The following is a 26467-nucleotide window of genomic DNA, read 5'->3' on the forward strand; positions in this document are numbered from 1 at the left end:
GCGAGGGGCGACGGCGGTGCCGTGGCAAGGATCGCGGACGGTCGTTGGCTAGGGTGACGAAGGCGGCTCACCTGGAGGTATGCGGGTGTCCGCCACGGGATGAAACGGGCGCCGTCGCTCGGAAAGGGCTGTTGTGGATATCGAGGAGACCGCGCTTCCCGGCATCGGGCTGCGGCACGACTTCCAGACCCGCAGTGGGCGCCGCCTCGGGGTGGTGTCCCATCACCACGGTCGGCGTGAACTCGTGATCTACGATGCGGAGGACAGCGACGCCACCCGCGAGTGCGTGCCGCTGACCGCGGAGGAGAGCGACGCGCTGTCCGAACTGCTCGGCGCGCCGCACATCGTCGAGAAGCTCACCGACATCAGCAAGGCGTTCGCCGGCCTGGTCGGCGATCAGATCGCCATCCAGCCCGACTCCCCGTACGCGGGCCGCCCGCTGGGCGACACGCAGGCCCGCACCCGGACGGGCGCGTCCATCGTCGCCGTCGTGCGCGACCAGATCGTGCACGCCTCACCGCGACCGGACTTCCGGTTCGAGGTGGGCGACATCGTGGTCGTCGTCGGGACCCCGGAGAACACGGCGAGCGTCGCCGCGTTGCTCCGCACCGGTTGACGAGCTGGTTGGCCGAAACGAGTGCACTCCACACCCACCACCTTTCTCGAGCTCGGCGGAGTCCTGTTCTCCCTGGGCATCCTTGGCCATCTGGCGATGCGCGGCGGCATCTCCCCGATCCCCCTGTACCTGCTCGGCGGCCTGGCCTTCGGGCACGGCGGCCTGCTGCCACTGGGCGCCAGTGAGGAGTTCATCGAGGTCGGCGCCGAGATCGGCGTCGTCCTGCTGCTGCTGACCCTGGGCCTCGAGTACACCGCCGAGGAACTGCTGCACGGCCTGCGCGGCAACGCCCCCGCGGGCGTGCTCGACCTGTTGCTCAACGCCACCCCCGGGGTGGTGGCGGCGTTCCTGCTCGGCTGGGGGCCGGTCGCGGCGGTCGTGCTCGGCGGGGTGACGGCCATCTCGTCGTCCGGCATCATCGCGAAGGTCCTCGGGGACCTCGGCCGGCTCGGCAACCGGGAGACGCCGGTGGTGCTGTCCGTCCTCGTGCTCGAGGACCTGGCGATGGCCATCTACCTGCCGGTCCTCACCGCGCTGCTGGCGCACCAGACGATCAGCCGCGGGTCGGTGACCGTCGCGGTCGCGCTCGGGCTGCTCGTCGCGGTCCTGTTCGTCGCCCTGCGCCACAGCGACAAGGTCAGCCGGCTGGTGTTCAACCCGAAGGCCGACCGCAACGACGAGATCCTGCTGCTGCGGGTGCTCGGCCTCGCCCTGCTGGTGGCCGGGATCGCGCAGCGCCTGCAGGTCTCCTCGGCGGTCGGCGCCTTCCTCGTCGGGATCGCCCTGTCCGGGCCGGTCGTCGAGGGGGCGCAGGAGGTGCTCAGCCCGCTGCGTGACCTGTTCGCGGCGGTGTTCTTCGTCTTCTTCGGCATGCAGACCGACCCGGCGCAGATCCCCTCGGCGCTGCTCGCCGGCTCGCTGCTGGCGCTGGCCGGCGTCGCGACGAAGGTTTTCACCGGCTGGTGGGCCGCGCGGCGCGCCGGGATCGGCACCATGGGTCGCTTCCGCGCCGGCGCGGCGCTCGTCGCCCGCGGCGAGTTCTCCATCGTGATCGCCGGCCTCGCCGTCGCCGCCGGCATCGAACCGAAACTCGGGCCCCTCGCCGCCTGCTATGTGCTGCTCATGGCGATCATCGGCCCGCTCGCCGCCCGTTTCGTCGAGCCGGTCACCCGCGCCGGCCGCCGCCGTCTCGCCGCCCGCGGCTGATGCCACGTTGTCCGAGCATGTGGTCCGAGCCGGACGCGAGGGGTCCCGCGTCGGTCCAGGTCAGTGGGGCGAGGCCGGACTTGCTGGACCACGGATACCCGCGGGGCCGCCGATGTTTGGCAGGATGCGGGCCATGAGCGGACTTCTCGAAGGTAAGCGGATCCTCGTCACGGGGGTCCTCACCGAGGCGTCGATCGCCTTCAGTGTCGCCCGCATCGCCCAGGAACAGGGCGCCCGGGTGGTTCTCTCCGGCTTCGGCCGTGGCCTGTCCCTGACCCGCCGCATCGCGAAGCGGCTGCCCACCGAGGCGCCCGTCGTCGAACTCGACGTCACCGACGAGGAGCAGCTCGCGGCCCTCGCCGAGCGCGTCCTCGAACACGTCGACGGCCTTGACGGCGTACTGCACGCGATCGGCTTCGCCCCCGAGTCGGTGCTCGGCGGCAAGCCGTTCGTCGAGGCGGCGTGGTCCGAGGTCGGCACGGCGCTGCAGGTCTCGACCTGGTCGCTGGCGTCGCTGACCCGCGCGACGCTGCCGTTGTTCGGCGAGCGGGCGTCAGTCGTCGGCCTCGACTTCGACGCCTCGGTGGCCTGGCCGTCCTACGACTGGATGGGCGTCGCCAAGGCCGGGCTCGCCTCCGCGGCCCGCTACCTCGCCCGCGACCTCGGCCCCCGCGGCGTGCGGGTGAACCTGGTCGCCGCCGGCCCGCTGCGGACGATGGCGGCCAAGAGCATCCCCGGCTTCAGCCAGTTCGAGGATGTCTGGGACGGCCGCGCGCCGCTGGGCTGGAGCGTCCACGACACCACCCCGGCCGCCCAGGCCTGCGTGGCGCTGCTGTCCGACTGGTTCCCCGCGACCACCGGCGAGACCGTCCACGTCGACGGCGGGGTGCACGCCGTCGGCGTCTGACCCGCGCCGCCGGTCCGCCGGATCAGCGGCCGGCAGCCTCGTCGAGCAGGTCCAGGGCGGTGCCGATGATCGTGTCGGCCGGCACGGGCTCGGCGTCGGCGGCCGGCGGCGAGCCCGGCGGCGGCGCCGCCGAGCCGAGCGTGGAGATCGGGTCACCGTGCACCCCGGCGAGGAAGCTCAGCGCGCGGGGGTCACCGTCGACGACGGTGACGATCGGGGTGCGCCGCTCGGCCGGGAACAGCTCGGCGAGCAGCGCGTCGGACCCCTCGGCCAGGCCGCGGCGGGCCTGCAGGGCGTGGAAGACCGCGTTCGGCGACGTCAGGCACACCACGCTGACCTCGCGGCCCAGCCCCGCCCGCAGCCGTGCCGCGGCGAGCTGCACCTCCGGCAGGACCGGCCCGACGCCGACCAGGGTGATCACGGCGTCCGGGCCGCCCTCGTGCAGCCGGTAGCCGCCGGCGAGCACCAGGGCGCGGCGGCGGCGCCGGGCGTCCGGGTCCGCCGGCAGCTCGGCGAGGCGCTGGTCCACCGGCCGGGCGGACAACCGGACGAGGCTGGACGCGCCGTCGAGGCGGGCGAGGCGGTCGAGCCCGGCGAGCAGGCACCAGGCCGTGTCGTCGGCGAACGCCGGGATCCAGGTGGTCGCGACCGCGGTGGGCACCCCGTCGCCGCCGTTCCAGGCCAGCGCGCGTGACGCCGCGTCGAACCCGGTGTCGGCCACCGCGAGCACCGACCGGGCGTCGGTGGCGCCGGCGGCGAGCCATCCCGGGAGCACCCGCCCCGCACTCACCTCGTCGGCGACGCCGATCGGCAGCAGCGGCAGGCCCTGCCGGCTCCACGCCACCCCCAGCGACCCCAGCACCCCGCCGAACGCCGCCGCCGACAGCCCGCCGGCGACATGCCGCCCGCTCACCCGCCGGCCGCCATGGTCCGCCACGACCTCGACCGCGCCACGGTCGGCCGCGCCCGCGGGCCCGTCGGGGCCGGCGGCGAGCCAGCCGGCGAGCACCGGGTCGGCCGCGCGGGTGCTGACCGTGACGACGGCGGCGGCCGTCGCCGGGGCGAGGGCCGGCAGATCGCGCAACAGCAGTCCGAACGCCGCCTGCGTGGAGATCCACGCCGGGAACGCGCGGCCGGTGTGCGCAGGGACGGGCGCCGGGTCACGCGGCGCCGTCGGCGCCCGGTCCAGGTAGGCGGCCACATGCCGGGCCAGCCGGCGGGCGCCCGAGCTCCACGGCAGCGGCCCCAGACCGTCCCCGGCCGGGCGGACAGCCAGGTCGGCGCGCCGCGCCACCACGGCCGCGGGCACGTCCGGGCCGGCCTCGACGGGAACACCCGCCCGGGACGCCGCGACACCGTCGACCACGGCGACATCCCCTCCGTCCACGTCCGTGTCCGCCGCATCCGCATCCACCGCATCCGCGTCGCCGGCGCTGATCACGGCGGCCGCGGGGCCCTGCTCGGTGACGGCGGGTGCCGGCTGGTCGGGAGCGTGGAGGAGGTCGTCGGTGTAGGCGAACAGCACGGTCGGGCGGTCGGCGGCGACCTCGTCGAAGGCGTCGATGAGCAGCGGGATGTCGTGGCCGCCGAGGTCACGCAGGCAGGCGAGGATCTCGTCGTCGCCCATCGTGTCGAGCAGGCGGCTCACCCCCGCGCCGGCCGCCCCCGGGCCGGCCAGCCGGCGTCGCAGCTCAGTACCCCGTAGGTGCAGCAGGTCCTGGTACTCCGCCGGGCTGAGCTGGTCGAGTCGGGACGTCAGTGCCTGCCCGCCGGGGGCGCGCAGCAACGCGCCGAGCCGGCGGCCGTGGCGCACCGTGAGCACCTGCCAGCCCGCCGCCTCGAACATCCGCGCCGCCCGCCCGGGCCCCCCGATGCCCCCCGGCCCACCGATCCCACCAGTCCCACCGATCCCATGGATGCCGCTGGCGTCGCGAGCACCCTCGGGCCCGCCCGGCGCGCCGGGGGACACGCCGGCGCCGGCGACCGTGACGACCCAGAACAGCTCGCCGAGGTGGGCGACCCGCTCGTCGGTGATCGTCTCCCAGACGGCCGGGTCGCGCAGTTCCGCGAAGTCGATCAGGCAGATCTGCCGCCCGCTCGGCGCCACGTCGAAGCGCTGCCCGGCGTAGCGGCGGGCCAGCGCCGCCCACACGGTGCCGCTCGGCCCGACGTTGCCCGCGCCCAGCATGCGCACCGGCCCTGCGTCCAGCTCCACCGGGGCGGGCCGCCGGCCGGCCGGCGCGGCCTCGTCGTCATGGCCCGCCGCCCGCGCATCCACGAGCAGCGCGTCCTCGAGCAGATGGTGCACGGCGAGGACGAGCGGCGCCGCGTGCGGCGTGACGCTGACCCGGTCCTCGGCGCGCAGCCCGTCGAACCACAGCACGGTCGCGACGCTGGAGGCCGCCGCCACTCCCGCCCGGTCCAGGCGAGCGTCGGCGGGGGAGCGGCGTCCCGACCGCACCCCCTCGTCGATGATCGCCGCGGCCACGGTGCGCAGCCGGCCGTCCAGGGTGGCCAGCGCCTCGAGGTCGAGCACGCCCCCCGGCGGCCCCGGCACCGGCGGCGCGGGCGGCGCGGGCGCGGGGCCCGCCGTGACGCCGTTCGGGACGAGACCGTTCGGGATGAGGCCGTCGGGGGCGTGGGAGGGCGTGTCGCCATCCGTGGCCGCACGGGCGTGGCCGGGCGCTGACTCGGCAGGCCCGCCCGCCGACGCGTAGGTCGTCGGCGTGGTCAGCACGGTCTCGCCTGTGCCGTCGGAGGGGCCTGTGCCGTTCGCGAGTGGCCGGGGCGGGCCGGCGGGCGTGGCGCTCGCGGATGTGGTGGCGTCTGGTCCAGTGGTGTCTGGTCCAGTGTCGTCTGGTCCAAGGGTGAGCTCCCCCCGAGCGACATACGCGCGCGTCGCGTCGACCGCACGGCTGTCCGGCCTGCGCATGATCGGCCTCCGTCCCACGACGCCGACCTCCCCTGTCCGGACGTGCGATGAGGGCCGGAGGTTGCGCCCCCGGCCAGGATCGGCGGTACGCGCCGGGCGCCACCGCCCGCCGGCCGGGCCGCGCCCACGCACCGGCAATGCCTGCCGCACCATTTCAGCATCCGTGTCCCGCCGTTACCTCGTGGGCTGCTCCCCCCACCTCGGTGGTGGTCGGGCAGGGCGGCGGTTCGACGCGGTGGCCGCCCTGAACATCACGTATGCCGGGTTTGCCGCTCGATATGCCCGCCTGTCAGGCGTGCAGAAGGTCGTGCAGGCGGGCGCGCAGGGCGTCCTCGGGGACGGCGGGGGTCGGCGTGACCTCGACGGTCTTCGCCCGGCTGGTCGCGCCGCGCACAAGGCACAGGTCGGCGCGGCGCACGCCCAGGGCGTCGGCGAGGGCACGCAGCGCGGCCTCGGTGGCGCGGCCGTCGACGGCGCGCGCGGCGACCCGCACCACCAGCATCGCGCCGTCCCGCGGGTCGTCCCACAGCCCGCCGACGCCGCCGCCGCGCGCTCCTGGCTGAACCCGGATCGTCACCCGCATGAACGTCAGGATCCCGTACCGGACGGCTACTATTCCCGCCATGGTCGAAAACGAGGGTCGCGTCGCTCTGGTGACGGGTGGTAACCGCGGGATCGGCGCGGCCTGCGCGCTGGCGCTGGCCGCCGCGGGCAACCGCGTCGCGGTGGGCAGCCGGGGCGGCTCGGCGCCCGAGGGCATGCTGGGCGTCCGGCTGGACGTCACCAACACCGAGAGCGTCGACAAGGCGTTCACCGAGATCGAGGGTGAGCTCGGCCCCGTCGAGATCGTGGTGTCCAACGCCGGCATCGTGCGCGACACCCTGCTCGCCACCATGAGCGAGGATGCCTTCCAGGAGGTCGTCGACACGAACCTGCTGGGCGCCTACCGGGTCGTCAAGCGGGCGACGCGGCCGATGATGCGACTGCGCCGCGGCCGGCTGATCTTCGTCTCGTCCGTGGTGGCGTCCGTCGGCGGTCCGGGCCAGTCGAACTACGCGGCGTCCAAGGCGGGCCTGATCGGCTTCGCCCGTTCCCTCGCCCGCGAGCTCGCCCCGCGCAACATCACCGCCAACGTCGTCGCCCCCGGCCCGATCCGCACGGACATGACCGACGCGCTCACCGACGCCCAGCGCGAGGCGCTCACCGCGGCGGTGCCCGGCGGGCGGATGGGCGAGCCGGAGGATGTCGCGGCTCTGGTGGCCTTCCTGGCCTCGCCCGCCGCCAGCTACGTCAACGGCGCGCTGATCCCGGTCGACGGCGGCCTGAGCATGGGTCACTGACGCCCGAGCCCGTGGGTGGGTGTGCCGCGGCGCTGGCGGATATCGTGGGTGGGGGAGCCCTGCCGCCGGCCCTGTCGCTGGCCCTGTCGTCGGCTGGGTCGCCGGCTGGGTCGCCGGCGCAGCCACGAGGGAGTGGGCGATGAGCGTGATCCTGGTGGAACCACGCGGTGGCCGTGACTTCGACGTGACGGTGGCGGAGGAGACCGCGCCCGGGGTACCGGGGCTGTCCTTCCAGTACCAGGTCCGGGTCGACGACGCGGTCCTCGCCGCGACGGCGACCGACCCCGCGGACGGGCCGGCTCTCATCGCCCTGGTCCGGGCCTCGTTCGAGTACCTGCTCGCCCGCGAGCCCGCCGGCTCGATCCTGCCGTCGTTCGAGCTGTCCACCATCGGCCGCTATTTCCCCACCTATCCGGCGGCCCTGGCCCACCGCGTGCCGCGATGACGGGCGGCGGCGAGGTCGACGCGCTCCTGCTCGTCTCCTTCGGGGGGCCCGAGGGGCCGGACGACGTGCTGCCGTTCCTGCGCAACGTCACCGCCGGGCGTGCCATCCCGCCCGCCCGGATCGAGGCGGTCGCCGAGCAGTACCGGATGTTCGGCGGCCGCAGCCCGCTCAACGACCAGAACCGGGCGCTCGCCGCCGCCCTGCGCGCGAGCCTGCCCGAGCTGCCCGTCTACTGGGGCAACCGCAACTGGGCCCCCTACCTGACCGACACGGTCGCGGAGATGTCCGCGGCCGGCGTCCGCCGGGCGGCCTGCTTCGTCACCTCGGCGTTCGCGTCGCACTCGGGCTGCCGCCAGTACCGCGAGGACCTCGCCGGGGCGCTGGCCGCGCTGCCGGCGGGCACGCAGCGCCCGGAGCTGGTCAAGCTGCGGCTGTTCTTCGACCATCCCGGCTTCGTCGAGCCGATGATCGACCACTGCCTGGCCGCGCTCGCCGACCTGCCGGTGAAGGCCCGTGCCGACGCCCACCTGCTGTTCACCGCCCATTCGCTGCCCCTGTCGCAGTCGGCGGCCAGCGGTCCGCACGGCGATGCCTACCCTCGCCAGCTGCGCGCCGTCGCCGACCTGATCGCCGCCGGCGTCGAGCGGCGCACCGGGGTGCGCCACCCGGTCGAGATCGTCTTCTGCAGCCGCAGCGGGCCGCCGTCCGTGTCCTGGCTGGAACCAGATGTCGGCGACCGGCTCGCCGAGCTGGCCGCGGCCGGCGCGGCCGGCGCCGTCCTCGTCCCGATCGGCTTCGTCAGCGACCATATGGAGGTCGTCCACGACCTCGACGTCGTGGCGCTGCGCCGGGCGCGCGGACTGGGACTGCCGGCGACCCGCGCCGGCACGGTGGGTACCGACCCGCGCTTCGTCGCGATGGTCCGGGAACTCGTCGACGAGCTTCGCGATCCGACCCTGCCCCGACGATCACTGTCCGTGCTTGGACCCTGGACCGACGTCTGCGCACCACACTGCTGCCAGCCACCGGGGATTGGGCGCCAGCCACCGGGGAGTGGACTCGTCCCCGAAACGGCGATACTGATGGGTGACGGCGCAACCATGACCGGACGACGAGGCGAAAAAGGGTAACGGAGCGATGGGAGCTATGCAGCGCTACGTGTTCGAATCCCCCGATCGGTTCGTGGTCGGCACCGTCGGGCAGCCTGGGGACCGTGTCTTCTTCCTGCAGGCCGCCGGACGCGGCCAGGTCGTGACGGTGGGTCTGGAGAAGACGGAGGTCACGGCGCTCGCCGAAGGGCTGAACACGCTGCTCGGCCAGGTCGGCCAGACCCAGGGCATCCCGCTGCCGGCCGCGGCGGACGTCGAGATCGACCTCGCCCCGCTCGACGCGCCGTTTCAGGAGGACTTCCACCTCGGGCAGCTCACCGTCTCCTGGGACGGCCACCGGGTGTTCGTCGAGGCCGCGGGGCTGTCCCCGGGGGAGATACGGCTACCCGAAAGCGAGGACGAGCTTGACTCGCTGCGCGTCGGCCTGTCGATCCGCCAGGCCCGCGCGTTCATCGAGCGCGCCCGCACCATCGTCGCCGCCGGCCGCCCCCCGTGCGTGCTCTGCGGCCGCCCGGACGATCCCGGCGGCCACTTCTGCCCCCGGCTGAACTAACTAGCGCCGGCGCGGCGGCACCGTAGCGTAGCTGGGGTCGAACGCGCCGTAGGCCGCCTCGTAGGCACGGCGCACCGCCGCGGACAGACCGCGCAGCGCCGCCGAGCGGCGGGCGATCTCGCTGGCCGTCACGGCCGCGCCGTCATCGCGGGCGGCCAGGTCGAGCAGCGTCGACAACCGCTCCGCCCGGGCCAGCAGCGCGTGCGCGCCCGGCGGATACCCCGGGCCGAGACCGGGACCCGGCTCCTCCTCGACCCGATCGCGCAGCACGTTGAGCACCTCGGGACGGGCGCTGGCGATGTCGAGGTGGACCAGCGCCGCCGTCGTCGTGCGGATCGCCTCGCCGAGCTCCAGCTCGGCGGCGCGCAACCCGGCGCCGGGAACGGGCACCCGCGCCGCCGCGAGCACTCGCCAGTGCACCGACTCCAGCCCGCCCTCCAGCGCCGGGCCGTGCACGACCACGCCGGGCACCAGCGCCAGCGGCGGGTTCGGCCCGACGACGAGCACGGCCTCGCCGGCGGTGATCGCGTCCCGGTTGACCTCCGGCGGGCCGGGCAGGCCGGCGGCGTCCCCCGGCACGGGCAGCACGAGCCGCAGCCGCTGCGCGCCGGCGGATCGCAGCGCGCCGAGACCGAGGACAAGGGGTTCGTCGCCGAGGATGTGCGGGGCCGCCGCACCGCCGAGCGCGCGGTGCACCTGGGTGATCACATCGTCGAGCCCGACGAGCCCGGCGAGCCACGCGTTGCCCCATCCGGTGAGGACGCCGGACCGGGGCGAGGCTGACAGGGCGGGAAGCACAGGCCCTACCGTAGGCAATGTCAGGGCCCTCAGGCACGCCGAGGCAGACTCCGAGGCAGATTTTCCGCCTGCGGGACGACCATCGGGTAGGAGACCCGCCGTTCTCCGCGTGCCAGGCACCGCCCGGCGAGCCACGGCAGCCCGACGCTGAACAGCCAGTAGGAGTGCCGCAGCGAACCCGGTGCCCTCACCTCCGCATCACCGTCCACGATCCCGTTCGCGCCGGTCAGCGGGCCGACAAGTGGTACCCCGGCCTGGGCGAGCCGGTGCGCGAAGGCCTGCGCGATCAGCTGGTGCCCGTGCGGGCCGGGATGCACCCGGTCGACATCGAAGCTGGACCGCCGGCGCACCGCCGGGTGCCGGCCCAGATCGACGACGAGCACCCCGGGATCGGTCCGGCCGGTGGCGAGGACCGCCGCGTTGAGCCGTTCCACCCGCTCGGCGAGCAGCCGGGCCAGCGGCCCGGGCAGCCGCAGCAGCCGACCGGGGTCGGGCATGGTCGCGGTCAGGACGACGGTGCCCTCGGCGCGCAGCCGGCTGACCGTCCACACCAGGTCCTGGCGCACCCGCAGCGGGTCGAACGTCGGCTTGAGGACGTCGTTCATGCCGGCGACGACGGTGGCCACCCGGGGCGCCAGGGTGAGCGCGAGGGGCAGCTGGTGGGTGCGCACCTCGCGGGCGGTCGCCCCGGTGGTCGCCAGGTTGGTGTACTGGACGGCGCCGGGCGGGCCGAGCAGCTCGGCGAGACGCGCGGCGAACCCGCGGGCCGGAGCGGTACCGCGGTGCTCCCGGCCCATCGTCACCCCGTCGCCGAGCCCGACGGTGATGCTGTCGCCCAGGGCGACGTAGCGCGGCGACCAGTCGGCAGGCATGCTGCCCGGACCCTTCAGGCGGCCAGCGGCGGTGCCGGGATGCCGGCCGGTGGCTCGGGGGGCGCCGCCGGGGCGGCCGGCTCGCCGCCGTGGCAGGCGAGGAAGCCCGCGACCGTCGCCGCCCAGGTGAACCCCTCCGCCCGCGCCCGGGTGGCGCCGCGGCGCGCCGCGACCTGCGCGGGCGAGGCGGCGAGCAGCTCCGCGGCGGCGTCGGCGAAGGTGAACCCGCTGCCGGCCGCGATCAGGCCCACCCCGGGCACGACCAGCTCGGCGAGCGCGCTGGCGTGGTGCACGACGACCGGGGTGCCGCTGGCGAGCGCCTCCAGCGCCGACAGGCCGAACGTCTCCACCGGCCCGGGAGCGAGCGCCACGTCGGCGCTGGCCAGCAGCCCAGCGAGCCGCTCCCGGTCGGCGACGAACCCGAGGAACGTCACGGGCAGCCCCGCGGCGCGCCGCTCCAGCCGCCCGCGGGCGGCCCCGTCCCCGGCGATCACCAGCCGCACCGGCACCCGCCGGCGGACCAGTTCGGCGACCGCGTCGACGGCCAGGTCGACCCGCTTCTCCGGGGACAGCCGGCTGGCGACGACCAGCAGCGCCTCCCGGTCGCGGGCGAAGGCCCGCCGCAGCGTGCGGTCCCGCCGGTCCGGGTGGAAGCCGCCGAGCTCCACGCCGAGCGGGATGTGGCACAGGTTCGGCGTGCCGAGGCGGACGAACTCGGCCGCGGCCCACGCCGTCGTCGTGACCACCGTGTCGAAGGAGGCGGCCAGCGCGGTGTTCGCCCGGTCCGCCGCCGCCGTCACGGGCAGCATGCCCCGCAGCCGCACCGGCGTCCAGGTGCCCAGCAGCCGGTCGAGCCGCTCGTGGCTGACGACCAGCGACGGCACCCGGCGGCGGCGTGCCCACCGGCCCAGCGGGGCGAGCGTCGCCCGGTCGTGGACCTCCAGCCGGTCGGGCTGCTCGGCGTCGAGCAGCGCCGCGACCCGCCATGGCTGGCTGATCACCCGGTAGCCGGTGCCGGGCAGCCGCGGCGCGCGTACCCGCAGCACCCGGGTGCCCCCGAGCTCCTCGACCCCGTCCTGCTCGCCGGGCACGATCTGGACCACCTCGTGGCCGGCTGCGGCGTACCCCGCCGCGAGGTGACGCAGCGTCGTCCGGATCCCCCCGGAAGCCGGCGCAACGAAGTTCGCCGTCTGCACGATCTTCATGCTGTGACCACCTGTCCCCTCGCCCGTGATCCTCGGCCGCGTCCGCCTGTCCCGAGCACGTCGCGGTAGTGTCCGAGGAGTTCGTCGCCGATCGAGCTCCAGCCGCAGCCGGTGACGGAGTCGCGCGCCGCCAGCGCCATCACCGCCCGCCGGTCCGGATCGCCGATCAGCGCTGCGACCTGGGCGCGCAGGGCCGCCGCGTCGCCGGGGGTGTAGTGCAGGCCGGTGCGGCCGTGCTCGACCACGTCGAGCAGCCCCCCGGCCGCGGGCGCCACCACCGGCACGCCGCTGGCCTTGGCCTCCTGCGCCGCCTGGCAGAACGTCTCGTGCACGCCGGTGTGGACGAACAGGTCCAGGCTCGCGACGGCCTTCGACAGGTCGCTGCCGCCCCGGAAGCCCAGGAACGCCGCGCCGGGCAGCTGCCGGGTCAGCGCCGCGCGCGACGGACCGTCGCCGACCACGACGAGCCGGGTGCCGGGCAGGTCGGCGATCCCGCCGAGCAGCTCCACCCGCTTCTCCCTCGCGAGCCGCCCGACGTAGCCGACGAGCAGCTCCCCGTGCGGCGCGAGCTCACGGCGCAGCTCCTCGTCGCGATGGCGCGGGTCGAACCGCTCCAGGTCGACGCCCCGGCTCCAGCGGGCCACCCGCTGCACGCCCTGGCGCAGCAGCGCGTCGACGGCGTCCCAGGACGGCGCGAGCGTGCGGGCGGCGTGGCGGTGCACGGTGGCCAGCCAGTGCCAGATCGTCCGTTCGGCGGTCGCCAGCCCGTAGCGGGCGGCGAAGGCGGCGATGTCGGTCTGGTAGACGGCGATGGACGGCACGTCCAGGCGCCGGGCGGCGAGCACGGCCTGGGCGCCGAGCCCCGCCGGGGCAGCCAGGTGCACGATGTCCGGCCGGAACTCGCGCAGCGCCGCGGTCAGCGCCGGCCACGGCACGGCGAAGCGGAACGCCGGATAGCCGGGCAGCGGCGCCGAGGGCGCCCACAGCACCGGCGCGTCCGCGTGCTCGCGTGCGGCGGTGCGCCGGGCGGCCGGTGCGGGTGCGGGCGCTACGACCATCGCCTCGTGGCCTCGGTCACGTAGATGTTCCAGGACGCGGCACACCGTGTTCGTCACCCCATCGACGTGCGGGAGGAACGACTCGGTGATCACGGCTACGCGCACACGAGCACGGTGGCAGGGCACGAAGCCGTCCCGCGGACGACCAGCCGACCGGTACATGAACGTTCCCGCACAGGTTGGTGCCGGAAAGCGCGCGGGTGACGGGTGCCGCGTCGGCGCCGTTTTCCTCGGCGGGCGGGAAGGAGGATATTGGGTGGGGGACGGGGACGAGGCGAGTGAGGTACGGGTGAGGTTCAGGCAGCCGCGGACGGTGCTGATCACCTCCGCCAGCCGGTCCCGGCAGTCCGACATCCAGCGCCGGGAGCTTCGCTACCTGGCGTCGATGGCGCTGCGGGTCGTGTGCTTCGTGCTGGCGGTCGTGGCCTTCCACGGCTGGCTGCGGTTCGTCGCCGTCGCCATCGCCGTCATCCTGCCGTGGGTGGCGGTCGTCGCGGCCAACGGCGGCCCGGCCCCCGAGCGCGACCGGCCGGCCGCCTTCGACCCCGGCCAGGCCGTCCAGGCCGTCCATGACGCCCCGCCGGCCCTCACCGCCGACCCGCACCGCGTCGTTGACAGCGAGGGCTGGATCGACGACGAGGGCTGGGTGCACGGCAACCCCGGCCCCCGCGCCGCGGACCCGCCGGCGCCGTGACGATCGTCAGCTTCACCACCGACTACGGCCTGGCCGACGGGTTCGTCGCCGCCTGCCACGGAGCCATCCTGCGGGCCCTGCCCGCGGCCCGGATCATCGACGTCACCCACCTGGTGCCCCCCGGGGACGTGCGCCGCGGCGCCGCGGTACTCGCCCAGACGGTGCCCGCGCTGCCCCGCGGCGTCCATCTCGCGGTCGTCGACCCCGGCGTGGGCACGGCCCGGCGGGCCGTCGCGCTGCGGGCGGCCGGCGGACACCTCGTCGGCCCGGACAACGGCCTGCTGGTCGAGGCCGCCGAGCGGCTGGGCGGCGTCGAGGTCGCCGTGCGGCTGCCGGTCCCGCCGGGCACACCCGCCACCTTCCACGGCCGGGACGTCTTCGCCCCCGCCGCGGCGCTGCTTGCCGGGGGCCGGGACCTGACCGATCTCGGCGCGCCACTCGACCCGGCCTCGCTCGTCCGCCTGCCCACCCCCCACACACGGCTCGACCCGGACGGCGCGCTCGAAGCCGAGGTCGTCCTCGTCGACGTCTTCGGCAACGTCCAGCTCGCCGCGACGGGCGCCCTGCTGGCCGAGGCCGGGCTGCGCCCACCCGCCCGCGCCCGGCTGACCTGCGACGACCAGCATCGTGACCTTGCGGTGGGGGAGACGTTCGGCTCCGTCGCGCCGGGCGACCCGCTGCTGTACGTCGATGCGGCCGGCATGGCGGCACTCGCCGTCCGCGACGGCGACGCCGCCCGAACCCTGCGCCTCGCCCCCGGCGACCGCGTCACGCTGCGCCTCAGCTAGCCCCAGCTAGCCCAGGTCTCACCTAGTCCAGGTCTCAGCTAGTCCAGCTCGGGCCCGCCGCCGGAGCGTCGTCGCGGGTCACGGTCGCCTCGATCAGCCCGTACGGCCGGTCCGGCACCTGGTAGACGACGTCCGGGTTGTCCAGGTCGAACGGGGTGAGGTCGACGAGGAAGTGGTGCTTGTTCGGCATCGACATCCGGATCTCGGCGACCTCCGGGTATGCCGTCAGCGCCGTCTCGCCCATCCGGTACAGCGTCTGCTGCAGGGCCAGGCTGTGTACCCGGGCGAACGTGCTGACGAGAGCCTCGCGCACCCCGGTGAACAGCGGGCCGAAGTCCAGGTCGGCGCGGGCGTAACGCCAGCGGGCGGTCACCTCGGTGGCCAGGATGCGATCCGTCGTCTCGGCCAGCGTCGTGTAGTGGTCGCGCGGAAATCCCCAGAACTCCGATCCGGTCGACTTGAGCACGACCAGCCCGGCCAGCCCGGAAACGACGTAAGCGGAGTCCCCGTGCAGGGTGACGACGGTCGTCCGTTTCTCGGCGCCGGCCCGCCGGAATGCGTGGTCATGCGGCGCGCCATCGACCGTGATCCGTTCCCAGGCGAACTGCTCGATCTCGACGCGGGCGCCCCCGATCCACGGGAAGGACCCGACGAAATGCCGGGCGAGGCGTAGCGCGAAATTCTCGATCTCGCCAATTCCGTGTTCCCGGGCGAAGGCGTAGACGGTGTTCTTCTGCGCATCAGTGGTGAGCACGTGGCTGTTGTCGCCGGTCAGGTGCGCGGCGGCGAAGTCGCCACGAAGCGCGGTGGACACGTTCAGATCGGTGACGCGGTGCACCGGACTCGTGCGGTCCACGTGGACCAGGCGGATCTCCGCCTTCCCGAACTGGTTCGGCCCGAGCACGATCGCCATCGGCTCTCCTTGGTTTGTGGGGCGGCGGCCGTGGGGCGGCCCGCGCCCGCGGCTGGTGCCCATCCTGCGGCACGGCTGTGACACCCCGGGCGGCGGCCAGTTTCGTCCCGATGTCACGTCGGCCAGCCGACACCTCCCACGCGGCACCCAAGCGGACCGTCCGTGCGACACCACGACGAAGCAATGATCCGGGTGCTTTCCGTCGACGGGCCGCGATGGTCGTCCCAGGGTTGCGGAATAGGTCGACATGACGTGACGGGTTGCGGCCCCCATGGTGTTGCCGTGGGTTCTGTGATCGATTTCGGGTGCCGCTGAATTGTCCCGCCCGGGGAGCAACCTCACCGTGGTGCAGAGCGTCGGAAGGGGGGAAGGGGAGGGGTTTATGGGGAATACCCGGAGGGTGCTACCCTCCGTATACATTCACTCTACGAAGAGTGATGGTCTTCCGGCTGACACCGCACGTTCCCGTGATCGACGGGACGCGGCGCCGGGCCCTGGGTACCGTTCGAACTCAGGTTTCCGGCCGGCGACGACGCCGGTCGTGTTCTTCGGAAGAGGGCATTACATGTCTCGCTCGGTAATGATTCCATCACGCGTTTTGCGTGGTCGGCGGCCGAGCTTCCCGAGCCCACGACCGGCCAGCTCGCCCGGTGTGCTCACGGCGGACGGCCCGTTCGGCCTGACCGACCACCAACTGCGCCGCCGGCTCGGCACGATCCTCGCGATCGTCACGGCGCTGGCCACCGTCGTCGGCTGCTCCTCGGGCGGCGGCACCCAGCAGGCCGCGCCGACCGCGCCGCCGACCCCGGCGGCCGCCGTGACCGTCACCCCCGGGGACGGCGCCAGCGGGATCACCCTCGCCGACCACGTGGTCGTGCGGGCCAACGCGCCGCTGGCCGACGTCACCGTGAACCGGGCGGCCAGCGCGTCGGAGAAGACCGATCCCGGCGTCCTGCTCGGCACGTTCTCGGCGGACCGGCGCACCTGGACGTCGGGCGGCGGCCTGTTCTCCGACTCGCGGTACGACGTGGTCGCCTCCACCAGCCCGGCGGCGGGGGTCACCGGGACGAAGACGGTCCGGTCGAGCTTCGTCACGGGGACGCCCGCGAAGTCGCTCAAGGTCTCCTGGGATCCGGTCACCGGGCAGGCGGTCGGCGTCGGCGCGCCGATCAGCCTGACGTTCAGCGCTGCGGTGACCGACAAGGCCGCCGTCCAGCAGCGCCTTTCGGTCGTGGCCGACCCGCCGGTCCTCGGCGCCTGGAACTGGGTGTCCAACCGGGTCGCCATGTGGCGGCCGCAGCAGTACTGGACGCCTGGCACCAAGGTGCACGTCGAGGCGAACCTGGCCGGCTACGACGCGGGGGGCGGCCGGTACGGCGTCAAGGACCGGGCGATGGACTTCGTCGTCGGCGCGGCGCAGATCTCCAAGGTCGACGCGAACACCCACCTCATGCAGGTGTTCCGCAATGGCCAGCTGCTGCGGACCCTGCGGGTTAGCCTGGGCAAGCCGAGCACGCCGTCGATGGACGGCCCGCACAACGTGCTCGGCAAGTCGCCTGAGGTGATCATGGATTCTGCCACCGTGGGCATCCCCAAGGGCAACCCGGACTACTACTACGAGAAGGTCCAGTGGGCGGTGAACTACACCAGCGGCGGCCAGTACGTGCACTCGGCGCCGTGGTCGGTGGCCTCCCAGGGGATCACGAACGTCTCCCATGGCTGCGTGAACGCCTCCCCGGCCGACGCCGAGTGGTTCTACGGCATCAGCCGGCTCGGGGACATCGTGGACATCGTCAACACCGGGCGGCCCGCGGACACCAGCCAGTCGGGCAACATCTGGTCGGTGCCGTGGTCGGTGTGGAAGGCTGGTAGCGCGCTGCCCGTGTCCGACCAGCCCGAGACGGCGGCACCCACCGCCCCGGCTGCACCCACCGCCCCGGCGGCGACCCCCCCGGCGACGGCGGCCACCCCGGTGGCGGCCACCGCACCGCGCGCGGTCGCGGCGGGCGGCGCCTGAGCGCGCCGAGCGGCCCACGCGGACGGCGTGGCGGCACCCCTGCCCGGGCCCGCCACGCCGTCCGGCGTTCCACGGAGGAAACTGTCGGGTATCCGTCACCCGGTGGTGGCGGTTCGCCGTACTACGCGCGATGTGATGGGGTTGAGCCCGTGGCCGAGCCCGCCAGCTCATGCTGTTGAGTGGAACCATGACAGGCGGGCCGCCGAGAACCGGGGGGTGGCGCCCGCGGCGGTGCGCCGATGTGTGCGGGCTGCGGGAACGTTCGAGAGGTGCACTGTGAGGCGCTTGCGCAACCAGACCACCGGTCTGCCGGTCTGGTGGGTCGAGGTGCTGATGCTGGCCGTGCTGTACTACTCGTACACCGGAACCAGGTCAGGAGCCGGCGGCTCAATCGCCGAGGCGATGCGGATGGGCCACGACCTGCTGAGGCTCGAGACCTTCCTGCACCTCGATATCGAGCTGTCGCTCAACCGGTGGCTGCAGAGCGTCCCCCCGGTAGCGATCGTGTGCTGCTACTACTACGCGACGCTGCACTTCATCGTGACGCCGAGCCTGCTGGTGTGGACGCACCGGCGCAACACCCGCAACTACGCCCAGATCCGCTGGACGCTCGTCGTCACGACGCTGATCTGCCTGCTCGGCTTCTTCCTGTTCCCGACCGCGCCTCCCCGCCTGCTCACCGGCACTCCCTACACCGACACCATGTCCCACTTCGAGAAGTGGGGATGGTGGAGCGGCTCCGCCAGTGCCGCTCCGCACGGTCTGGAGGGCCTCACCAACCAGTTCGCCGCCCTCCCGTCGCTGCACTGCGCCTGGGCGCTGTGGTGCGGCTTCCTGCTGGTCCGCTACGGGCGGCACACGGTCACGAAGGTGCTCGGCGTGCTGTACCCGTCGGCGACCTTCTTCGTGGTGATGTCCACGGCGAACCACTACCTGCTCGACGCCGTCGCCGGCTGGAGTGTCCTCGGCGTCTCCGCCGGCATCGTCGCCCTCGTCTTCCACCGTCTGCGCGCCCGCGTCCGCCCCGCCCTCACCCCGGCCCCGGCCGGACTCGAGGCGACCCAGGCGGACTCTGCCACCGAGGCGGACTCTGCCACCGCGGGCAGCCCAGGCCTTGCCATCGCCGCCACCGCCCGGGGCGCCTCCTTGCCGGCAAACGAGCTGGACGGGACGATCAGACCGGCCGCCTCAACCGGTCCGGCGACCACAGGCCCCGCCACTCCACCACAGGCCCCAACGGACCCGCGCGCGGCGTCCCGGCCCGCGGACATGCAGTCCAGCCCACCGGCCCAGGCGCCCAGCGCATCGTCGGTGCCAGCCGCCCGCACCGTCGCGACCGCGGCGCCGGCTGCGGCCCGGGACGAACAGGATGCGTCTGGCAGGCAGGAGCTGGCCCCCCGGCCCGACAGCGCACCCGCACGGTGATCCTGCTACCCGGGCTCGGTGTCATGGATGAGTGCGTCGAGGTCGTGGGTGGTGAGGGTGGGTGGTGAGGGTGGGTGGTGTGGTGGTGATGTTTTTTGCCTTGACGCAAATGCTCCTGTTAGTCCAGGACGATCACCACAAGGGCGAGAAGTCGCGTTCCCGCGGGAACAGCCGAACCCGATCAACCGCCTGACCGTCGGACGAGGCCAGGCGCGGTGGTGTGAGGGGCGAGGGGCGACGAGCCGCAGTCCCGCCAGAGGGTGCGTGGGCGACTCGACCAGCGCGGCACCGCAACGCCACCTCCGCAGGACTCCGCACGCGCCCTGACCTGCGCGGTGGCCGGTCTCCTCTGCGGCATGGCCGGATGGTGCGGCCCGGTGATGTCGACCGTGAGGTGATGTGCGAACATTGTGACGCGGCCGGGTTGGCCGCGCCTTCTTCGTACGTCCCTCCCGATGGCTCCCGTCCCGTTCCGCGTGCCACGGCTCCGCGTGCCGCGGCTCGGTGCGACGGGTGGTCGTCGGTGCCCGCGCCTGATTCCCCCGATTCCCCGATTCGGAGTCTCATCCGATGGCCCAGCCCCGATGACACAGTCCCTGGCGGCGCGCCTGAACCGGCCCCGGCCGGTGGCGTTCGCCGTGTCGCTGCTGCTGGCGTGGCTGCTGCTCGCCCTGATCGCGTTCGCGCTGCGGCGCGGGCCCATCCAGGAGGACCTGGCGGCGCGGGCGACGGCTGCGGTGAAGGCGGCGGGCGGCGTCCACGCGCAGGTGCACATCGAGGGGCGCGAGGCTGTCGTCACGGGGCGGTTCCCGAACGCCGCCGCCGCCGAGCAGGCGCGTGCCTCGGCGGCTGTCGCAGGCACCACCTCGGCGCGGCTCGGCGACGACGTGGTGATCGCCTCCGAGCCGGCCCGGCCGCTGGTGCTGGCCGTTGCGGGCTCGGGAATGTCGATCGACGCGACGGTGCCGGACCGGGCCGCCCGGGCGTCGCTGCTCGCCGCCGTCGCGGACGCCGCGGGGGGCACGGTGCGCGGGCAGATCCGCGTCGACCCGGCCGTCGCCGAGCCACCCGTCGAGGCGGTACCGGCTCTCGCCGCGGCGCTGCGGGGCGTTCCAGGCGACCATTCGGCGACGCTGCGGGGCGCCACGGTAGCCGTCGCGGGTAGTGTTCCCGACGCGGCAGCCGGGCAGCGGCTGTCCGCCGCCGTGCTGTCCGCGGCTGGCGCCACCGTGTCCGGCGTGACCGTGCGCGACCAGCTCACCGTCCGTCGCTCCGCCGCGACGGGCACCGGCTCCTCCGCCGCGGAGCGGGCGGCGGTGCGGGCGGCGCTCGGCAGCGACGGAGTGACCTTTCCGGTTGCCGGCTCGGTGCTCAACGCCGCGGCGCGAGCTCGGCTCGACCAGATCGCCGAGGTGCTGCGCGCTGGGCAGGTCACCGTCCTCGTCGGCGGCTACACCGACACCTCCGGCCCGTCCCCGCTCAACCAGGCGCTCTCCCTCGACCGCGCCCAGACGGCCGCCGACTATCTCGTCCGCAAGGGTGTGCCGGCCGACCGGGTCCGCGCCGCCGGGTTCGGCTCCCGCGAGCCCGTCGGCGACAACGGAACGCCGGCAGGCCGGGCCGCCAACCGCCGCATCGAGATCACTCCAGTAACGGTACGCTGACAGCGGTGTTGACCGGCCGTGGCGTGGTAGGCAGACGCCATGGGCGACTCAAGCATGGGGCTGCACGAGCAGCCCGAGAAGCTCTCCCCACGGACGGTCGACCGGCATCGGGCGATCGTCTCGCTGATGGAGGAGCTGGAGGCGGTCGACTGGTATGACCAGCGGGTCGACGCCGCCACCGACCCGGAGCTGGCGCAGGTTCTCGCGCACAACCGCGACGAGGAGAAGGAACACGCGGCGATGACGCTGGAGTGGCTGCGCCGGCACGACTCGGTGCTGGACACCCAGCTGCGGACCTATCTGTTCACCGAAGGCCCGGTGACGGACGTCGAGGAACAGGCCATGGAACCGAGCCCGGCGCCGGGGCTGGGCGACGGATCTCTTGGAATTGGCAGCCTGAAGGGACTGGGCGAGTGAATCATCTGCTGCGTGGCCACGCCCCGCTGACGGACGCGGCCTGGAAGGCCATCGACGACGAGGCCAAGGCCCGGCTCACGACGAACCTGGCGGCCCGCAAGGTGGTGGACTTCGCCGGCCCGCACGGCTGGGAATACGCGGCCACCGCCCTCGGCCGCGTCGAGGATCTCCCGTCGCCGCCGGCGGACGGGGTCCGTGCCCGCCGGCGCCGGGTGCAGCCGGTCATCGAGCTGCGGGTCGGGTTCACCCTCGACCGGGCCGAACTAGCCGACGCCGACCGCGGCGCCGACGACATCAACCTCGATCCGCTGCAGGAGGCGGTGCGCCGCATCGCCCTCACCGAGAACTCCGTCGTCTTCCACGGCTACGCCGAGGCCGGCCTCGTCGGGATCACCGAGGCGTCCTCGCACCCGACCCTGCCGCTGGCGGAGAGCACCGACACCTACCCGCGCACCGTCGCGAAGGCCGTCGCCCTGCTGCGCCGTGCCGGTATCGCCGGCCCCTACGCGCTGGCGATCGAGCCGGACAGCTACACCGCGGTGATCGAGACGGCCGAACACGGCGGCTACCTGCTGCTCGCCCACCTGCAGCACATCCTCGACGGGCCGGTCGTGCAGGCCCCGGGTGTCACCGGGGCGGTCGTGCTCAGCCTGCGCGGCGGTGACTTCGTGCTGGAGTCCGGGCAGGACCTGTCGATCGGGTACGCGTCGCACACGGCGGACACGGTCGACCTGTACCTGGAGGAGAGCTTCACCTTCCGGGTCGCCGAGCCGGACGCCGCAGTCGCACTCGTCCCGGCCGGCACGTAGGCTAGACCGCCCTGGCCACCAGACGGGCGCAGCGGGGGGCGGACTCGTCGAGCAGATCCTCGATCTCCTCGACGCAGCCGCCACAGCCGGTACCGGCGTCGCAGCGTTCACCGATCTCGTCGACGTCACGTGCGCCAGCGGCGATCACCGCGCGCAGCGTCCGGTCGGACACCGCGAAACAGGAACAGACGAGCACCGCACCTCCCACCGGCGGACCGGAGGCTTAGCTAAGGCTTCCTTAAACGCAGAGTGCCATGCGCGGGCGGCGCGCGCAAGACGGCCGTATCACCCCTGACCTCGGGCGAAGTGGCCCCTGGCGGAGAGTGACCGTGGACGCCGACGGACCCGGACACCTCGGCCGCCGGACGGCGAGTCTTCCTCACTCTAAGTAGTCTCTGTGTGGTGAGCCGTTGCCTGAGACGCGGGTTCCGCAGCCGTTCGTCGACGCTTCTCGCGGCCACCATGCTTCTCGCCGCCACCGTGGCGGCCGTGCCGCGTGTCGCGCTGGGTGACGTGGTCGCCGATCCGGGGCTGGCGGGGCCGTGGGCGGTCGGCTACCGGACGGTGCGCATCGTCGATCCGCATCGTCCCGGGCGGACGCTGATCACCTCGGTGTGGTACCCGGCGAGCCCAGCGTTGCCGTCGGCGCCGGGGCTCTCGTCACGTGAGCTGCCCCGCACCATCGCGCTGCGGCCAGGCTCGTCGGCGCTGTCCGGGGCGGTGCGGCGGGCTGGGATGGTGCGGCGGGCTGGGATGGTGCGGCGGGCTGGGATGGTGCGGCTGAGGGTGCCGGCGGCGGCGCTGGTCGGGCCGGGTGTGGGGGCGGGGGGTACGTGCCCCGAGGTGGCGGTGGGGGGCGCGCGGGGGGCCGCCGGGCAGCCGGCGTTCTATCCGCTCGCCGGGGATATCGGACTCAGGTCGGCGAGCGCCGTCACCGACGCCGCACCGGCGCCCGGCGCGTTCGGCCTCGTCCTGTTCTCCCACGGCAGCGCCGGTAGCCGGGTGCAGTCGACCTATCTGATGGAGGCGCTGGCCAGCCACGGTTATGTCGCCGTCGCCCCCGACCACCCCGGCGACACGATGGTGGATGCCGCCCTTGGGCACACCGAACCGCAGCTCGACATGGCCCTCGACCGCTCGCGCGACGTCTCCGCGGTGCTCGATGCCCTGACCGATCCATCCTGCACGGTGCAGCCGCTGGTCCGGAGCGATCAGGTGGCCGTCCTCGGGTTCTCCTTCGGCGGGCTGACCTCGGTGATGGCGAGCGCAGGCCTGCCGGGGGTGCCGGCGGACCCGCGGGTGCGGGCGTCGGTCGGCCTCGCCCCGGCGATCTCGCCGCTGCCCGCCGACATGCTGGCCCGCGTCGACGTCCCGACGCTGCTGATCGGCGGCGGCGCCGATCCGGCCGTGCCCGTCGACCCGAACATCGATCGGGGCTTCGGCCTGCTCACCGCGTCCCATCCGGTGGTCACCGCCGTGCTGGGCGGGGCCACCCACAACTCGTTCACCGAGGTCTGCCGGCAGTACGGCCTGCTCGGCACGGCGGGGATCCCGACGGCGTTGCGGCTTCGGGTCGAGGTCACCGCACGCGCGACCTGCTGGCCGCCCTACCTTGACTCGACGACGGCGCATCTGCTCACCGAGCGAGCCGTCGTGGCCTTCCTGGACTGGCGGCTTCGGGGGGAGTCCGCGGACGCGGCCTTCCTCGCCCCGGGCACCTGGGGGACCGGCCCGACGGTGACGCTGCGCGCCAGACCGTGACGGATACCTCGCGGATACCACCCCGGGCGGATCACTCGGACGGTGCCATGGGGGCATACGGATGACCGGCCCCGACATTGCCGGCTACCGTTGGCCAACCGACCGGCATGCCTACGGGTACGGTGCGGTGCCCCGTGAGGAGGTCGTGGCGATGTCCGCTCGCCAGGTACGACGGTTCGAACTGGAGCGCGAGGTCGACGTGTCCGGGGTGTCCGGGACGGGGCTGGTCGCGTTCGGTGCGCAGGCGCCGGACGGCACCTGTGTGCTGTGGTGGCACTCCGAGCACGACTCGATCGCGATCTACCCGACCATGGAGACGCTGCTCGCCATCCACGGTCATGGCGGTACCACCCGGGTCGTCTACATCGACGCTCAGGCCGGCCCCGCTCAGGTCAGTGGGCGGAAACAGGCGGTGGCCCGGTCCGCCGGGTCGACGGTGTAGAGCGCCAGGGTGCCCGCCATGTCGCGCGAGTCGATGCCGTTCTCGAGCATCCTCTGATGCAGGTCCTCGAGTATGCGCAGGGTGTGGTTGAGCAGGATCGGCGCGATGCCCGGGGGGCGGCGCAGGTAGTCGGCGAAGCGCGCGTTCGCGTCCGCGTCGCCGGTCAGCGCCGCGAGCACCCCGAGCCGGACCCGCTCGGCGAGGTCCTCCCAGACCTGCGCGCTGCACGGCGCCTCGGCGAGGCGCCAGATCCCGGGCACGTTCAGGTCACCGACGATCGCCGTCGGCTGCCAGCCGGTGCGCAGGTGCACGGCGACCACCCACATGGCCGCCAGCCAGCACAGTCCGCGCAGCGTCCGCAGCGGGTCGGCGGCCTCCTGCTCACGCAGGCGCTGGGCGGACTGGGGCCGGGTGGCCGGAGCGAGCCAGCCGCTGACCAGCCGTTCGAGGTCGACGATCTGCACCATCGGCAGGTCGGCGGGGTGGGGGCGGGAGAGCGCGGCGGCACGGCCGGAGTCGGCGTCGACAAGCGCGAGCGCCCCCGGATCGGTGAGTGTCTGCCACGCCAGACCCGCCGACGGCATGCGGCTCACGGTAGTGCCACCGGCGGCGGCGGAACCACCGTGTTGACCGCCTCATGTGAAACGGCCGCACCGCGCGGCCGGAGGGTCAGCGGTCGGCGACGTATCGGTGGAACATCGGGTGCATGCGGAAACGATCCACGCTGTGCGGTGTGGGCGGCGCGTGCGGGTCGGGGCCGACCGCGTCCAGGCCGCCCTCGGCCGGATAGCCGATCTGGCCGGTGGCGGGGTGCTCTGCGGCTGGGTGCTCTGCGGCGGTGAGGAAGCCGATCTCCCACAGCACCTGCAGGATCACGTCCGGGTCGCGGCTGTCGATCCAGGAACGGGCTTCCGGGGCGACGCCGACCGAGCCGGTCGCCAGGTCCAGCAGGAACAGCTCGAGGTCCTCCCGGGTCCAGACATCCGGACCGGTGCGGAACGCCTGGAACACACCGAGCAGCCCCGGGTACTGAAAGCGGTACTCGGCGGCGATGTCGCGGGTGCGCTCACCCGAATACGTCGACTCGACCGCCTGGATGTCCTTGGGAGTGATGCGGACCGACGGGCGGGAGCTGTTCGTGCGGGCATGGTCGAGGGCGTGGGAACAGTACTGGATGATTTCGCGTGGGCGGCCGAGCGCCCGGTCCGCCATGTACCGGAACGACCAGACCGGCCGGGTGAAGACCGCCTTCCAGCAGTCGTCGTCGGAACGATGGCGACAGTCCGCGACGGTGTGGCGGATACGACCCGCGATCAGCCGCCACAGCCCCTCCCGGTCCCACGAGATCACCTCGATGAGATCGCGGAACTTCTGCGCGTCGTCGTAGATCGCGGGGATGCTGTCGTAGAGCTCCTTGCGCAGCGACATGCAGACGCGAAGGCCGGGGGACATGTCGTTGATCGTCATGCAGGCCTGGAAGAGGCCCGCGACGAACGCCTGGGCATCCTCGGAGGCGTCCCAGCCGCGGTCCAGCTCGTCGACGAGCACGGTGATCCGGGTGCGTTCACACAGCCGGATCAGCGGGGGCAACAGATGGTCGATCTCCTGCAGCTTGTAGAGATGCTGCAGCTCCCGGGTGCGCACCCCGGCCTCGAAGCGCCCGACCTTCACCGACTCGATGCGGCGCAGGTACGACACGAACGAGTCGAACGCGCCGCTCGCCCCGCCGGCGTGGTTGTCCCGCAGGTAGGCCCAGATCTGGCTCTCGGCGCCGCGGCGGATGCGGCCGTGCCGCCGCGTCACCTCCTTCATGATGAGGACGAGCAGGAGGTATTTCCAGGCGGTCGCGTAGGCGCCGAGTTTCGCCCAGGCGCCGTCGAGCTCCCGGGTCATCGCCGAGCTGAGGAACTCGTAGGAGTAGTCCTCCGGGGCCAGCTCGATGACCGAGCCGCCCGCGTCCCGCTGCCGGTGGGCGATGGTCTTGAAGATCGCGCTCTTGCCTGCGCCGCGGTTCGCGACGAGGATTGTCTTGGTCCCCGCGTTCATCCGGGTGTAGGCGGACGACTCAATGAAATAGGCGTCCAGGCCGCGCCGGACGTCGCGTTCCGCGGCCGCCGCGCCGAAACTGAGACGTGCGAGATCGACCACACGGGCCCCTTCGGTCGAACATCCGTTGTGATCGGTTCGGATGTTGACGAGGATACCCTTGTTCTTGCTTCTTTTCCGGCGGTTTTTGTCCTCGGTAGCGCGGACAGGACACTGCGGCCCGCCGCCGGGAATGACCGACGGCGGCGCTCGCTGTGCCATCCGATACCCGCGTTGACCTGGGGTATTTCATTCGGGCGGCGCGGGTGGCTGGGCGGTCAGTCGCTGAGCAGGTCGAGGGGGGTGGTGGGGTGGTGGGGGGTGTGGGGGGTGGTGGTGAGGTGGTGGCGCCAGAGGGTTTCGGCGGCGTCGGGGTCGTGGTGGGTGAGGTGGGTGAGGAGCTGGTGGTGG

26 protein-coding genes are annotated in these 26467 nt (G+C 73.7%); 16 read left to right on the plus strand and 10 right to left on the minus strand.

What is annotated here, in order from left to right:
* Window positions 1–133: 133 nt before the first annotated feature.
* The 3 genes from AC6EXY_RS21345 (at window position 134) to fabI (ending at window position 2729) form a co-directional block, all read left to right on the plus strand.
* Window positions 134–616 (plus strand): cation:proton antiporter regulatory subunit, encoded by a 483-nt coding sequence (locus AC6EXY_RS21345; RefSeq protein ID WP_101831765.1) that lies wholly within the window; start codon window positions 134–136, stop codon window positions 614–616.
* A gap of 21 nt (window positions 617–637) precedes the next feature.
* A complete protein-coding gene (locus tag AC6EXY_RS21350; protein ID WP_101831764.1) occupies window positions 638–1822 on the plus strand; it encodes a cation:proton antiporter in 1185 nt (394 codons plus the stop codon).
* A 133-nt stretch (window positions 1823–1955) separates the two neighbouring features.
* A complete protein-coding gene (fabI, locus tag AC6EXY_RS21355) occupies window positions 1956–2729 on the plus strand; it encodes an enoyl-ACP reductase FabI (RefSeq protein WP_101831763.1) in 774 nt (257 codons plus the stop codon).
* Window positions 2730–2751: 22 nt separating this feature from the next.
* On the opposite strand, the gene AC6EXY_RS21360 is transcribed toward fabI, so the two are convergent.
* Together AC6EXY_RS21360 and AC6EXY_RS21365 are read right to left on the minus strand one after the other, a co-directional pair.
* The gene (locus AC6EXY_RS21360) at window positions 2752–5466 is read right to left on the minus strand and encodes a pyruvate dehydrogenase (protein ID WP_499818651.1); all 2715 of its coding nucleotides are present in this window, start codon (window positions 5464–5466) and stop codon (window positions 2752–2754) included.
* Window positions 5467–5950: 484 nt separating this feature from the next.
* Window positions 5951–6244, minus strand: coding sequence for a DUF167 domain-containing protein (locus AC6EXY_RS21365; RefSeq protein WP_101831388.1), 294 nt, complete (start codon window positions 6242–6244; stop codon window positions 5951–5953).
* Between the two features lie 40 nt (window positions 6245–6284).
* Here AC6EXY_RS21365 and fabG point away from each other — a divergent pair, with 40 nt between their 5' ends.
* From fabG to AC6EXY_RS21385, 4 genes are all read left to right on the plus strand, one after another.
* Window positions 6285–7001 carry a 3-oxoacyl-ACP reductase FabG gene (fabG, locus tag AC6EXY_RS21370; protein ID WP_101831387.1) on the plus strand — a complete coding sequence of 239 codons (717 nt, stop codon included), beginning with the start codon at window positions 6285–6287 and terminating at the stop codon, window positions 6999–7001.
* Between the two features lie 139 nt (window positions 7002–7140).
* Window positions 7141–7446, plus strand: a complete 306-nt coding sequence (locus tag AC6EXY_RS21375; RefSeq protein WP_499818650.1) for a hypothetical protein — start codon at window positions 7141–7143, stop codon at window positions 7444–7446.
* Entirely contained in the window at window positions 7443–8576 is a 1134-nt protein-coding gene (locus AC6EXY_RS21380) for a ferrochelatase (protein ID WP_101831385.1), read from the plus strand. Before AC6EXY_RS21375 ends, AC6EXY_RS21380 begins: the two co-directional genes overlap by 4 nt.
* Window positions 8577–8592: 16 nt before the next feature.
* Window positions 8593–9108, plus strand: coding sequence for a DUF3090 domain-containing protein (locus AC6EXY_RS21385; protein WP_101831384.1), 516 nt, complete (start codon window positions 8593–8595; stop codon window positions 9106–9108).
* On the opposite strand, the gene AC6EXY_RS21390 is transcribed toward AC6EXY_RS21385, so the two are convergent.
* Genes AC6EXY_RS21390 through AC6EXY_RS21405 form a run of 4 tightly spaced genes read right to left on the minus strand, consistent with a single transcriptional unit; the run spans window position 9109 to window position 13146 of the window.
* The gene (locus AC6EXY_RS21390) at window positions 9109–9906 is read right to left on the minus strand and encodes an Rv1486c family protein (RefSeq protein WP_207770254.1); all 798 of its coding nucleotides are present in this window, start codon (window positions 9904–9906) and stop codon (window positions 9109–9111) included.
* A gap of 29 nt (window positions 9907–9935) precedes the next feature.
* The gene (locus tag AC6EXY_RS21395) at window positions 9936–10778 is read right to left on the minus strand and encodes an SGNH/GDSL hydrolase family protein (protein ID WP_499818649.1); all 843 of its coding nucleotides are present in this window, start codon (window positions 10776–10778) and stop codon (window positions 9936–9938) included.
* 14 nt (window positions 10779–10792) lie between these two features.
* Complete coding sequence (locus tag AC6EXY_RS21400) at window positions 10793–11983, minus strand: glycosyltransferase (RefSeq protein ID WP_499818648.1); 1191 nt, start codon at window positions 11981–11983, stop codon at window positions 10793–10795.
* Complete coding sequence (locus tag AC6EXY_RS21405; protein ID WP_499818647.1) at window positions 11980–13146, minus strand: glycosyltransferase family 4 protein; 1167 nt, start codon at window positions 13144–13146, stop codon at window positions 11980–11982. Before AC6EXY_RS21405 ends, AC6EXY_RS21400 begins: the two co-directional genes overlap by 4 nt.
* Before the next feature lie 151 nt (window positions 13147–13297).
* Between AC6EXY_RS21405 and AC6EXY_RS21410 the strand changes: the two genes are divergently transcribed.
* The gene (locus AC6EXY_RS21410; protein ID WP_243407410.1) at window positions 13298–13735 is read left to right on the plus strand and encodes a DUF3099 domain-containing protein; all 438 of its coding nucleotides are present in this window, start codon (window positions 13298–13300) and stop codon (window positions 13733–13735) included.
* Entirely contained in the window at window positions 13732–14523 is a 792-nt protein-coding gene (locus AC6EXY_RS21415; RefSeq protein WP_101831379.1) for an SAM hydrolase/SAM-dependent halogenase family protein, read from the plus strand. Before AC6EXY_RS21410 ends, AC6EXY_RS21415 begins: the two co-directional genes overlap by 4 nt.
* A 34-nt stretch (window positions 14524–14557) precedes the next feature.
* Here AC6EXY_RS21415 and pucL read toward each other — a convergent pair whose 3' ends face one another.
* A complete protein-coding gene (gene pucL / locus AC6EXY_RS21420; protein WP_499818646.1) occupies window positions 14558–15436 on the minus strand; it encodes a factor-independent urate hydroxylase in 879 nt (292 codons plus the stop codon).
* Window positions 15437–16001: 565 nt separating this feature from the next.
* Here pucL and AC6EXY_RS21425 point away from each other — a divergent pair.
* The 5 genes from AC6EXY_RS21425 (at window position 16002) to AC6EXY_RS21445 (ending at window position 21768) form a co-directional block, all read left to right on the plus strand.
* Window positions 16002–17453 carry a L,D-transpeptidase gene (locus AC6EXY_RS21425; RefSeq protein ID WP_499818645.1) on the plus strand — a complete coding sequence of 484 codons (1452 nt, stop codon included), beginning with the start codon at window positions 16002–16004 and terminating at the stop codon, window positions 17451–17453.
* Between the two features lie 276 nt (window positions 17454–17729).
* Complete coding sequence (locus tag AC6EXY_RS21430; RefSeq protein ID WP_101832934.1) at window positions 17730–18878, plus strand: phosphatase PAP2 family protein; 1149 nt, start codon at window positions 17730–17732, stop codon at window positions 18876–18878.
* A gap of 584 nt (window positions 18879–19462) precedes the next feature.
* Window positions 19463–20542: an OmpA family protein gene (locus AC6EXY_RS21435; protein WP_101832933.1), complete on the plus strand. Its 1080-nt coding sequence runs from the start codon at window positions 19463–19465 to the stop codon at window positions 20540–20542.
* Between the two features lie 39 nt (window positions 20543–20581).
* Window positions 20582–20959, plus strand: coding sequence for an encapsulin-associated ferritin-like protein (locus AC6EXY_RS21440; protein ID WP_101832932.1), 378 nt, complete (start codon window positions 20582–20584; stop codon window positions 20957–20959).
* Window positions 20956–21768 carry a family 1 encapsulin nanocompartment shell protein gene (locus AC6EXY_RS21445; RefSeq protein WP_101832931.1) on the plus strand — a complete coding sequence of 271 codons (813 nt, stop codon included), beginning with the start codon at window positions 20956–20958 and terminating at the stop codon, window positions 21766–21768. Before AC6EXY_RS21440 ends, AC6EXY_RS21445 begins: the two co-directional genes overlap by 4 nt.
* A gap of 1 nt (window position 21769) precedes the next feature.
* Here AC6EXY_RS21445 and AC6EXY_RS21450 read toward each other — a convergent pair whose 3' ends face one another.
* Window positions 21770–21964 (minus strand): (2Fe-2S)-binding protein, encoded by a 195-nt coding sequence (locus tag AC6EXY_RS21450; RefSeq protein WP_101832935.1) that lies wholly within the window; start codon window positions 21962–21964, stop codon window positions 21770–21772.
* A gap of 206 nt (window positions 21965–22170) precedes the next feature.
* On the opposite strand from AC6EXY_RS21450, the gene AC6EXY_RS21455 reads away from it, so the two are divergent.
* Together AC6EXY_RS21455 and AC6EXY_RS21460 are read left to right on the plus strand one after the other, a co-directional pair.
* Complete coding sequence (locus AC6EXY_RS21455; RefSeq protein ID WP_499818644.1) at window positions 22171–23529, plus strand: alpha/beta hydrolase family protein; 1359 nt, start codon at window positions 22171–22173, stop codon at window positions 23527–23529.
* A gap of 151 nt (window positions 23530–23680) precedes the next feature.
* Window positions 23681–23971, plus strand: a complete 291-nt coding sequence (locus AC6EXY_RS21460; RefSeq protein ID WP_499842396.1) for a hypothetical protein — start codon at window positions 23681–23683, stop codon at window positions 23969–23971.
* Here the strand turns inward: AC6EXY_RS21460 and AC6EXY_RS21465 are convergent.
* Both AC6EXY_RS21465 and AC6EXY_RS21470 read right to left on the minus strand, forming a co-directional pair.
* Window positions 23917–24555: a hypothetical protein gene (locus tag AC6EXY_RS21465; RefSeq protein ID WP_499818643.1), complete on the minus strand. Its 639-nt coding sequence runs from the start codon at window positions 24553–24555 to the stop codon at window positions 23917–23919. The genes AC6EXY_RS21460 and AC6EXY_RS21465 overlap by 55 nt on opposite strands.
* Before the next feature lie 85 nt (window positions 24556–24640).
* The gene (locus AC6EXY_RS21470) at window positions 24641–26119 is read right to left on the minus strand and encodes a P-loop ATPase, Sll1717 family (RefSeq protein ID WP_499818642.1); all 1479 of its coding nucleotides are present in this window, start codon (window positions 26117–26119) and stop codon (window positions 24641–24643) included.
* Window positions 26120–26467: the final 348 nt, after the last annotated feature.

The sequence above is a fragment of the Frankia sp. RB5 genome (assembly GCF_059816245.1).